The sequence below is a fragment of the Flavobacterium limnophilum genome, assembly GCF_027111315.2.
Classification (GTDB): Bacteria; Bacteroidota; Bacteroidia; order Flavobacteriales; family Flavobacteriaceae; genus Flavobacterium; species Flavobacterium limnophilum.
On the sequence record NZ_CP114289.2, the window covers coordinates 3,784,655 to 3,796,285 of the forward strand.

Consider the following 11,631-nt stretch of genomic DNA (forward strand, 5'->3'; position numbering starts at 1 on the left):
AAAAATTGTGAATAAAATTTTGATAACTATTTTCAATGTATAACTTTGTATGTATGAACATCGAACTATATATCTCGCAACTTTTGTATCGTTACCAATGTGTAACCGTTCCAGGTTTTGGAGCTTTTTTGACCGAAATCCAGTCGGCTCAATTAATTGAAAGCACTCATTCTTTTTTTCCTCCAAAGAAAATGATTTCTTTCAATGCCCATCTAAAAAACAACGATGGATTGTTGGCCAATCACATCGCACAAGCCGAAAAAACGTCTTATGAATATGCCGTTAGCGCGATTCAATACGAAGTTCACAATTGGAAAAAAGCATTGCAGGAAAACGGATTGTTTTCCATCAAAAACGTGGGGAATTTTTCGCTTAACGCCGACGAAAATTTGATTTTCACGCCTTACGACCAAACCAATTATTTGGCTAATTCTTTTGGTTTGAGTGCTTTCGTTTCGCCAGTTGTAAAAAGAGAACTATTCGAACAAAAAATCGAAGCTCTCGAAGAAAATATTGAAGAAAATGAAGTAATAGAATTCATTCCTGAAAGAAGAAGAACAAGTGCTTATTTAAAATATGCAGCTGTTTTTGTTCTTGGATTAGGTTTGACTGGAGCTATTGGTTATCCAATTTACCAACAACAAATTGCCAATGAAACGGTTATTGTAGAACAATCGGTTCAAAAACAAGTACAAAACAAAATTCAAGAGGCGACTTTCTTTATTGAAAATCCGATTCCAGCCGTAACTCTTACCGTAAAAACGAAAGAACAAAAAATGTCCTATCACATTATGGCGGGTGCATTTAGAGATGAAGCAAATGCCCAAAAGAAATTCGAACAATTATCCAGTCAAGGCTATAAAGCACGCAGAATTCCTCAAAACAAACACGGATTATTTCCTGTTCTTTACGGAAGTTACGCCACTTTTGCCGAAGCCGAAAAAGCCAAACAGGAAATTATAAAAACCGACAATCCTGATGCTTGGGTGCTAATTGAATCACTATAAAAAACGAAAGCCATTCTTAATTTGAATGGCTTTTTTTGCTTTAATCTATTGCTTTTGAGGAAGACTAATCGGCAAACTATACGAACATCTCACTTTTCTTCCATTTTGTTCGCCAGGATTCCATTTTGGAGAAAACTGTAGCACTCTTACGGCTTCCTTACCTGTTCCATAACCAATATCTCTAAGAACTTTAATATCTGTTAATGAACCATCTTTTTCAACTACAAAAGAAACATAAACCTTGCCCTCCAATCCTAGTTCATCAGGCATTTTATAGTTCTTACCTACAAAAGCATAAAAATTTTGAATCCCTCTAGGAAATTCTGGCTTAACTTCTATTCCTTCAGCATTATAAATAGTATTTTCTTCTTCACTTATTACAGCTTGAATTGAATTAAGAGTGTTTATTGTTAGATCATCATCGTTAAAATTTCCAGTATTAACTTTGACAATGCGTATAGTATCTTTAACTTCAGGACAATAAGTAACTATTACTTTTTTTTTGGTTTGTCCAAAAGAAAATGAAGTAAAAAGTACGAAGAAGAATAAAAATAATTTTTTCATTGTATAAGCTTTAATACCCAACTACTTAGTAATATTTGTTTTACAAATGTATAGATAATTAATTATAAAATATCCAGATTTTTTTTCTTTAATTCAAACTCGTCTTGAACATTCGCAGTTCCTCCCAAGTAAATTTATCGCCATATTTTTCTTTTAAAGGTGAAATCGATTCTTCTTTATAACCATAAAAAGCCTCGGTCAGTTCCTGGATTTTATCCTCGGGCAAAACATCGTTGATGCTTATCGTTTTGGCAATAATCAATTTGGTTAAATGCCCTAGAATGGTTTCTTCAGTGAACTTTCTAATCGCGGCAATTTCTTGGATAGTGTTCTTTTCAAGCCACAATTCATAAGTTTCCTGAATGGTGGATTTCTTGGGTTCTTTCGTTTCTTTTTTCTTTTTGGTGTAGCGTTCCACATCAACTTCGTCTTCAATCAAAGTAACATTGACTTCCTTGAATTGCGCTTGAATGGCTTCCGTTTTATGGCTGATGTATTTTTTAATCGTGTCCGAAGTCAATTTTTCCTTCGAAATCGTTTCGCCCGCCACCACGGTTTCAATCAATAATTTGGCTTTCATTAATCGCAAAACGGCCTTGGTTTGCAGTTCTTCCAAAACCATCAATTCGTCATAAAAAGCTTTGGCTTTCTTGAGGCGTTTGATTTCTTCAACTTTCCAAAGAATTTCAAAAACCAAATCGTCCATCGGCTTAATGAAATAATTGTAGGCCGCCAAGAAACGCACCGAAACGTGGTTCAAATCGACGGTTTCCGCATTGAAAATTTTATTCAATTGTACGATGAACTTTTGGGATGGATCCAAAAGTCTGTTTATGGCTTCCAATTGTTTTACAGCCCAACTTGCTTGTTTGGATTTGGCCGAACTTTCCGAATTATCCGAATAACTGAACTTGTGATTGCGCCATTCTTGTGCCAATTCTGCCCAATCGAAACTGGTTGTCAAATAGTTATGAATGAAATTTTTGGTTTCGAAATGCAAAGCGTTTTTCAGCAATTCTTCCGAAGCTTTGTTCAGCGAATAATCCATCACGTCCTGATCGTTCGAAATCCCATTCATTCGCAACGGAGAAAGCAAAATTAAGCCGTTTAACGAACGTAAACGCGATAAAGCAACATATGCTTGTCCGGGAAGAAAAACTTGCGAAACATCGAGCGCAGCTTTGTCAAAAGTCAATCCTTGGCTTTTGTGAACGGTAATCGCCCAAGCGAGTTTTATCGGATAATGCACAAAAGTGCCTAAAACCTCCTCTTCTATTTCCTTGGTCAATTCATCGACTTTGTAACGAATGTTTTCCCATTCGTATTTTTCTACTTCAATCGTTAAATTTTCTTCGGGAAAATGAACCAAAATTTCATCCTTAGAAAGTGATTTAATGATTCCCATTTTGCCGTTGAAATATTTTTTGTCGAAAGACAAATCATTTTTTACGAACATCACCTGTGCTCCTACTTTTAATTTTAATTCTTCATCAACGGGATATATTTTATCTGGAAAATCGCCCACAATCGACGGTTTGTAAACAACCAACTTTCCTTCCAAATCTTCCAAGGCTTGGGCATTCATCGCATCGGCTTTGGCGTTGTGGGTTGTCAAAGTGATGTAGCCTTTGTTGGCCTTCAGATCAAAATTTGGATTCACATATTTGTTCAAATTTTGAATATCTTCTTGTGAAATTTGATTGTTTCTCAAATTATTCAAAATCGAAATAAAAACCTCATCTCTTTGACGAAAAATTTTATCTAATTCAATATACAAAGGCGGGTTTTGCTGGATTACGTGCGAATGGAAAAAGAATTTTCCTTTGTAATACGTTCGCAATGTGCGCCATTCTTCATCCCGAATTACGGGTGGCAATTGCAATAAATCGCCAATATACAAAACTTGAACACCTCCAAAAGGTGTACTTTTTTTACGAACGGTTTGCATCATAAAATCCATCGCGTCCAACAAATCGGCACGAAGCATACTCACTTCGTCAATGATGAGCAATTCCATATTTCGAATGACCGATTTCTTTAAACCACTCATTTTGAAATGCCTGCGCAAAGTGGCTTTGGTTTCAAACTTGGTGTTTTCGGAAAAATGGGGCGACGAATTGTCGGGAATAAATCCGCCGAAAGGCAACTGAAACATCGAGTGAATCGTCACTCCTCCCGCATTTAATGCCGCAATCCCTGTAGGTGCAACGACAACCGTATTTTTGTGTGTGGTTTGAATAATTTCACGCAACAGTGTCGTTTTTCCTGTTCCGGCTTTTCCCGTAAGGAAAACGGAACGATGGGTTTGATTGATAAATCTCAGGGTATAAATGGCGGCTTCGGAAATGGATTGCATAAGGCGTATAATTTGAAAGCTAAAATATTGTTTTTAAAGAGATAAAACAAAAAATGTCACGCAATTGCGTGACATTTAATAGACAATTTTTTGCAAAATTATTTTTTAGCTTCTTCTTTTACAGCAGGAGCTTTGTATTTGTCATTCAATAATTTGATGATTTCTTTGGTAATATCAAATTTATCTTCGGCATATAAAATACTGGCATTAGAGTCGCCTGTTCCATAAATGTAAGCATAGCCTTTTTCTTTGCCATAAGCTTTAATGGTTCTTTTCACGTTAGCCACTAAACTGTCCATCTCAATACCGCCTTCTTGTTGTAATTGTTGGGCTAATGCTTGTTGCGCTTGAGCTAATTGTTGTTCTCTTCTTTGCAATTCAGCTCCTTTTTGTTGTGCCCAAGCTTGTCCATTGGCTTGTGCTTGTGCTTGAAAATTTTGAGCCTCTTGTTTGAATCTATCAATTTCGGCTTGAAGTTGTCTTCCTTTTTCTTGACCTTTCGCTTTATATTTAGCATCAAGATCTTTTGTTGCCATATATTCTTTCATCAATACCGAAGTGTCGACATAAGCGGTTTTTACTTCTTTAACTTCTGCTGCTGGTTTATTGCAAGAAACAATTGTAATTGCAAGCACAATAATTACTACTATTTTTTTCATTTTGGTGTTTTTCTAATTTTTTAAGAATTGGTAACAAAAATATAAAAAAATAAGTAGCATTGCGCTAAAGTTAGAAAAATGCTACAACATTTATTATATAAGTATTTACTATTAGAACCATAAAATTTATAAATAATCACTATCAAAAACGGATTTCATAGCTTTCGAATAAACGATTTTATTAAAAATCCGAATCTATTTACTCATTAGAGTCAAAAAAAGCGCTTAAAAGCGCTTAAAATGATTTTTACTTGTTTTTTAGGATGTAAATATGTGAAGAATACTCAAAATCCTTCTTTGCTTTCCAATTTGATTGCAATCCCGTGAAAAAAGCTTTTACAAAATTCATTTTCCCGGATTTGTATTTTTCGGAAAGTAAACTCACATAAAATGAATCAAATTTCATTGGCAAGACTTTTTCCAATTTCATTTCTTCTTTTTCAAAAAGTAATTTTATCGCCTTTTTTGAAAAATGCCAAAAATGAATCGGCACATCAAAAGCTGCCCAAAATTTTCCGTAATGTTTTGCGTCGAAAGATTTGAAATTAGGAACGGCAATAATTAATGTTCCTGTGGGTTTCAACAATCGTTTCAATTCTTTAATCTGTTTGTCTAAATCCGGAACGTGTTCCAAAACGTGCCACATCGAAATCACGTCAAAAGAATGATTTTCCAATTCACTCGTTTCCTCCACAAATAAAACTCCTTTGCTTTTTGCAATAGATTTTGCCCTGTCGCTTGGCTCCACTCCTATTGTTTCCCAACCGTCATTTTTTGCCACCGATAAAAATTCTCCAGTTCCAGTTCCAATATCTAAAATTCTTCCTTTTTGTGGTTGAAGCGAATTGATTAAATTCAATTTATTCTTTAAAGCAATGCTTTTTATGAAATGGTATAATTTTTCAAACAAAGAACGTTTGTTGTCTGTGTGGGAAATATAATCTTCACTTTCGTAATATTTGCCCAAATTATCCAAACTCGGTTGCGGATGCGTAATTAGCATATCCAAAGTTTCGTCATAATACAAATCGAAAGTTTCTTTTGAAACCGAATAATCTTTTACAGTAAGAAAATGTTTTTTGTTTGAAATGTCCATTTTTAAGTTTTCAGTTTACAGTCGCGTTTACAGCTGAACCTCTTTAATATATAATAATTTTTTGTTTTGTTTCACGTGGAACGTTGTCGAAGTTTTCTTTTCTGATTACTGAACACTGCGACTGCGAACTTATTATCTGCCCATATAAATCAACAATACGGAAACATCGCTTGGCGACACTCCGCTTATTCTAGAAGCTTGTGAAATCGTCACGGGGCGAATCTTGCTTAATTTCTGCTTCGCTTCTATAGACATCGATTTGATTTTATTGTAATCGAAATTCTCAGGAATTTTCACGTCTTCTAAACGAGTCAACTTATTGGCGTTATTTCTTTCCTTTTCAATATAGCCAGAATATTTCACTTGAATTTCGGCTTGTTCTAATATTTCCTGATCCAAATTGTTTTCAGCAACATAAGCAGCCACTTTTTCAAATTTGATGATATCTTCCAAATCGATTTGAGGACGAGAGAACACTTTAAACATTTTATCACCTTGCGTAATCAAAGCGGTATCCTTGGATTCCAAAATTGGATTCGCTTCAGCCATCGTAACACTGGTCTCTTTGAAAAAGGCAACCATCTTTTCGGATTCGTTCAATTTGTGCTCCATTCTGCGTAAACGTTTTTCGGAAGCCAAACCTATTTCATAAGACATTGGCGTTAATCTAAAATCGGCATTATCCTGACGCAATAAAGTTCTAAACTCCGCACGAGAAGTAAACATTCGATAGGGTTCTTCCGTTCCTTTCGTAATTAAGTCATCAATTAAAACACCAATATAAGCTTCGTCTCTTTTTAAAGTAAACGGCGCTTTTTCCTGAACTTTCAATGCCGCATTAATTCCGGCCATCAACCCTTGGGAAGCTGCTTCTTCATATCCAGTTGTTCCATTTATTTGTCCGGCAAAATATAACCCTTCAACTAATTTAGTTTCCAACGTATGTTTCAATTGCGTTGGAGGAAAATAATCATATTCGATGGCATACCCTGGGCGGAAAAATTTCACTTTCTCAAAACCAACAACAGAACTCAAAGCTTTAAATTGAATATCCTCTGGAAGCGATGTCGAAAATCCATTCACATATACCTCACAAGTATTCCATCCTTCAGGCTCCACAAACAATTGATGTCTTTCTTTGTCGGCAAAACGATTAATCTTGTCTTCGATAGATGGACAATATCTTGGGCCTAGCGATTGGATTCTTCCATTGAACATTGGCGAACGATCAAAACCTTCTCTCAAAATATTGTGAACTTCAAGAGAAGTATAAGTCATATGACAAGACCTTTGATGAATCAAAGGCGTAGTAATATCCGAATACGAAAATTTATCTGGCTTGGCATCGCCTTTTTCTTCATTCATTTTAGAATAATCCAAAGAACGCCCATCAACACGAGGAGGCGTTCCTGTTTTCATTCTTCCGGATTGAAATCCTGCATTAACCAAATCTTCGGTAATTCCATAAGCTGCACTCTCGCCTGCTCTCCCTCCACCAAATTGTTTTTCTCCAATATGAATCAAACCATTCAGAAAAGTTCCATTTGTCAGCACCACAGATTTGGATTTAATTTCAACTCCAAGAGCGGTTCTAATTCCATTTATTTTTCCGTTATCAATAATCAACCCTTTGACCATTTCTTGGTAAAAATCAAGATTCGGAGTTCCTTCCAGCATCATTCTCCACTCTTCTGCAAAACGCATTCGATCACTTTGAACCCTTGGAGACCACATTGCAGGCCCTTTGGATTTGTTCAACATCTTGAATTGAATGGCAGTCTTGTCCGAAACAATTCCGGAATAACCGCCAAGTGCATCAATCTCGCGAACGATTTGTCCTTTTGCGATTCCTCCCATTGCAGGATTACAGGACATTTGCGCAATGTTTTGCAAACTCATTGTTACCAATAAAGTTTTCGAACCCAAATTGGCGGCAGCAGCAGCAGCTTCACAACCAGCGTGACCTGCACCAACAACAATTACATCATATTCTTCTAGAAACATTTTTTCTTTGATTTTTGATTTCAAACTTACAGCCCAAAATCATTTTTAATATTGTTCCACGTGAAACAATCAATTTATAATTTCTACTTCATAAAGCAATGTTCCACGTGAAACATTAATCTACAAAATTGAAAACCGAATACTATTGTTCCACGTGAAACATAGCCAGTTTTTCATCTTCTTTACTTCTCATCAAAAGCTCATCTACCTCGGATTTGTCTTTATATCCACAGTAATGCAAAATCCCGTGAACCAGAACTCGTCTTAATTCTTCGTCGAAAGGAACATTGAAATCAAATGCATTATCCTTTACTCTTTCAATAGAAACAAAGATGTCGCCACTAATTTCATTACCCACAGTATAATCAAAACTGATAATATCCGTTAAAGTGTCGTGGCCTAAATGCTCCACATTTATTTGATGCAAATACTCATCGTCGCAAAAGATATAGTTTATATCCCCTTCATTCTTCTTTTCCGACACAATTACATTAGAAATCCAATTAGCAATTGCTTCTTCGTTATCTAAAATAAATTCGGTTTCGTAATTAAAGTCTATCATTTTTTATTGAAATATTCTTGAACTTTTTGATTAAAATTGGAGCGCAAAGGTAAGGATTGTCTATTTAATATTTCTATACTGTTTAAATAATCCAACAAAGCCGATGGCAAGGGTTTAGATTGATTAGAAAACTCCTTTTTATTAGTTTCTGCTTGACGTTTGTTTTCTTGTCCTTGCTGCTGAATTGCCGTGTTTAGTTTTAACAATTCTTGCTTAACATTCAAGATTCTTTGCAGCGTTTCGTTTTTAAAACCTTTGTTCAATAATTGCTTTTCAATTTGTTTCATTTGTTCCAAGGCATTCTGTCCGCTTCCGCCAATTCCTTGTTTGTTCAATTCGTTTTGTAAAGCTTCACGCAATTGCTTTTGCTCTTTATAAATTTCCATTATTGCCTTGGCATCGCCTTCGCCATCTTCCCCGTTTTGTCCTTCTGATCCGGGTTTTTTTCCTTCTTTACCCTTGTCGCCCTCTTTCCCTTCTCCAGGTTTTGGCTCTTTCTTCAATCCTTCTTTCATCTTGTCGGCCAAACCATCCTGCTTTTTAATAATGTCTGGCAATTGCATTCCTTCTCCTTGACCGGGTTTTGGTTTTCCCTGCCCTTCGCCTGACATTGACATTTGCATATTGTTGAGAATGTCACTTAAAAAATCAGCTAATTTATTGGCAGAAGATACCGTGTATTGCTGATGAGAAACTCCTTTTGCAATTTGGGCATCTGCTAAAGTCTCCAAAGATTTGTCTAAATTATAATGAGCGTTCCCAATTTCTTTGGTTATATTTTCTCCAATTTTTGGGTTACGCAAAGACATTGCAAACAAGCTGTCGTCAATGTGTTTGAACTGTAATTTTAAGTCTTGTTGATTTTTCAAAGCTTTATTAAACGCCGGCGAACCTATTTTATATCCTTTGAATTTACCCAACAAATCTTCTTGTGAAAATGAAAAAGCCAAAAGGTTATCCAGAACTTGACGCAACATTGCAATGTCTTCTTCCAGTTGTTCCATTTCGCCACCTTCCATACTTTGTTCCATTTTCTGGGACATTTGTTTCATCTTTTTGGCTGCACTTTTTTGCTTGGGCTTGGCAGAAGATTTTTTATCATTTTGCAATTCATCTGAAGCTTTTTTCAAATCTTCATCGATGCTTTTTTGCTCTTGTTTGTCATTTGGAATATCCAAAGGCTTTTTCAGTTCCTTATTTTCTTTTTCTAATTCTTGTAAATCTTCCTGGATTTTGTCAAATTCTTTGTTGATTTCGTCTTGGTTTTCTTTAGTGTTTTCTTTGTCTTTGTTTGATAAATTATCTTGCTTATCTGAAAGCTTATCCAATTTATCTTTTAATTGTTCTGCCTTTTTTTGAACGTAATATTTCTTGGTCAGCTCAACCAATTGTTCCAAACTCTTCGATTGATTTTTGGCAGTTTGTTTGAACTTATCCATTTTCTCCATCAAGTCTTCTTGTTCAATTTTGTCATTGAGTTCCTTTAATTCATCCAATAATTTTTTATTTTTCTCCAAATCTTTGTCGACGTTTTCTAATCTTTTTTGCAGTTCTTCTTTGAAATCGTCTTTTTTGTCTGTTTTGGTTTTATCCAAATTATCTTTCATTTTCTCGGCAAATTCTTTCATCATTTTATCCTGCTGATTTTGACGCTTAATAAAATCATTAATTTTTTGCTGGTCTTTGAATTCAAGATTATCTTTTTCTTTTCCAGATTTTTGCAATTTATCTATCTCGGAAATTTGCTTGTTCTGATTTTTTAATGATTTTTCCAACCCATTAATGCTTTCATTTTGCTGTTGGAATTGCTGATCTTCTTTCTCATCATCCGTAGCAATACGATTGGAGAAAACAGATGATTTCGTGCTTTTGAAATTATGAATCGCATCGTTATCAAAAACCTCAAAATAGTATTCATAAGAAACTCCCTGCTCCACTGGAAGCGAACTTGGGAAAGCAAAAATAAACTGATCGTACAAATTGGACTTCACAGCGATTGTTCCACGTTTAACCAAAGAAAGCTTGTTTTTTGGATAATAAACCACTTGGAGTTTATGCAATCCATTATCGTCCGAAATTTGCCCCAAAACATAGTTTTTGTCAATTTTAAGGCTATCTGGAGCATTGCATACGTTTATGGTTGGAAACTGATCTTTGATTACCGAAATTTGGTAATTTAACTTCTCGTAGTTCTTTATTTTGGCATTAGACGTGAGAATTTGATATTCTGTATTTTGAGCAATAACTTTTGATAAAGTAAAATCATTTTCAGACTTAGAAAAAGGAAAACTAGCAGTCAAATCTCTCCACACCACATTTTGGGTTGCCAAAGTATTGATTCTCCAAGTCACACGAGTTCCTTCGGGAAGAATGGTGTTTCCATTTCCTTTGATAATTTCCTGTTTCTTTTTTAGATAAGAAGGGAAATTCAAAACCATTTCAAAATTAGCAATCGACGGAACAGTCACCACATTCAATTCATAATCCGATGAAGAAACTGCATTCGCCTCCACGTGGAACAAAACGTTGGATAAAGGTTTTTCTATTCGATATTGAAATTCACCTGGTTTGGTTGTTTCCATAAAATAACTTTCGTCTCCAATGAAAATCATCGCATTTTCAGGAACAATTTTTCCTTCGGTTTTAATACGAATGATGAAATCTTTATTTTGTTCTGTTTGCAAATTAGCATTCAACATTACAAATTCAAATGGTGCAGGTGGCAAAAACTGCTCCCGAAAATGTACTACCCTATTCAAACTTTGAGAAATAATTTTACTGTTTCCCGAAACATAAAAGAACGCAAATAACAAAATTGGCAATATCGCCAATGGCAAATATTTTCGATTCGTATTAAAATTAACTGCATTTACAAAAGGAATTGGTTGTAGAGAATTGGCCTTTTGTTCTATCGAAGCCAACAACAATTCCGATTGGTTTTGATCGTTGGATAATTGAAGGAAATTCGTCAATTTGTCATTTACTTCCGTGAAATGATTTCCAATAATTGCTGACGCTTCTTTGTAATCAATTCCTTTTTGGAGTTTGAATAATTTGAAAATGGGAAACAAAATAAATCGGAACAAAAGAAAAAATTCCACACCAATAAAAGTCCAAAACAAAACGGTTCTTCCCATTGGCTTGAGCCAAAGGAAATATTCCACAAAAAGTGTGAACAAGAAATACAGCAATCCCAGTCCGACGAAGAAAATCATTCCCCGAATCAGTTCGTTGGTGTAAAACTTCTTGATGAAAAGTTCCAGCTTTTGATATATGAATTTTGATTGTTCCAAAATTTGCTCATTGATTTTATAACCGCTAAAAGTAACCATTTTTCAATTCTGTTGATGTTAAAAATTGATTAAAGGTAAAATATAGACTAA

8 protein-coding genes are annotated in these 11,631 nt (G+C 35.1%); 1 reads left to right on the forward strand and 7 read right to left on the reverse strand.

Annotation, left to right across the window (positions count from 1 at the left end; translation table 11 throughout):
- The first annotated feature begins 53 nt into the window (after positions 1-53).
- Positions 54-1,007 (forward strand): HU domain-containing protein, encoded by a 954-nt coding sequence (locus OZP13_RS15690; protein ID WP_269241059.1) that lies wholly within the window; start codon positions 54-56, stop codon positions 1,005-1,007.
- A gap of 45 nt (positions 1,008-1,052) precedes the next feature.
- Here the strand turns inward: OZP13_RS15690 and OZP13_RS15695 are convergent, their stop codons facing one another.
- The 7 genes from OZP13_RS15695 to OZP13_RS15725 all read right to left on the reverse strand — a co-directional run bounded on the left by OZP13_RS15695 (position 1,053) and on the right by OZP13_RS15725 (position 11,580).
- Positions 1,053-1,571, reverse strand: a complete 519-nt coding sequence (locus OZP13_RS15695) for an energy transducer TonB (RefSeq protein WP_281297785.1) — start codon at positions 1,569-1,571, stop codon at positions 1,053-1,055.
- A gap of 88 nt (positions 1,572-1,659) precedes the next feature.
- Entirely contained in the window at positions 1,660-3,927 is a 2,268-nt protein-coding gene (locus OZP13_RS15700) for a helix-turn-helix domain-containing protein (protein ID WP_281297786.1), read from the reverse strand.
- A 98-nt stretch (positions 3,928-4,025) separates the two neighbouring features.
- A complete protein-coding gene (locus tag OZP13_RS15705) occupies positions 4,026-4,586 on the reverse strand; it encodes an OmpH/Skp family outer membrane protein (protein WP_269241062.1) in 561 nt (186 codons plus the stop codon).
- Positions 4,587-4,833: 247 nt separating this feature from the next.
- Positions 4,834-5,682 carry a class I SAM-dependent methyltransferase gene (locus OZP13_RS15710; protein ID WP_269241063.1) on the reverse strand — a complete coding sequence of 283 codons (849 nt, stop codon included), beginning with the start codon at positions 5,680-5,682 and terminating at the stop codon, positions 4,834-4,836.
- Positions 5,683-5,814: 132 nt separating this feature from the next.
- Positions 5,815-7,686, reverse strand: a complete 1,872-nt coding sequence (gene mnmG, locus OZP13_RS15715; protein ID WP_281297787.1) for a tRNA uridine-5-carboxymethylaminomethyl(34) synthesis enzyme MnmG — start codon at positions 7,684-7,686, stop codon at positions 5,815-5,817.
- Between the two features lie 142 nt (positions 7,687-7,828).
- Positions 7,829-8,248 (reverse strand): rRNA maturation RNase YbeY, encoded by a 420-nt coding sequence (gene ybeY / locus OZP13_RS15720; RefSeq protein ID WP_269241064.1) that lies wholly within the window; start codon positions 8,246-8,248, stop codon positions 7,829-7,831.
- Positions 8,245-11,580, reverse strand: coding sequence for a hypothetical protein (locus tag OZP13_RS15725; protein ID WP_269241065.1), 3,336 nt, complete (start codon positions 11,578-11,580; stop codon positions 8,245-8,247). Before OZP13_RS15725 ends, ybeY begins: the two co-directional genes overlap by 4 nt.
- Positions 11,581-11,631 lie beyond the last annotated feature (51 nt).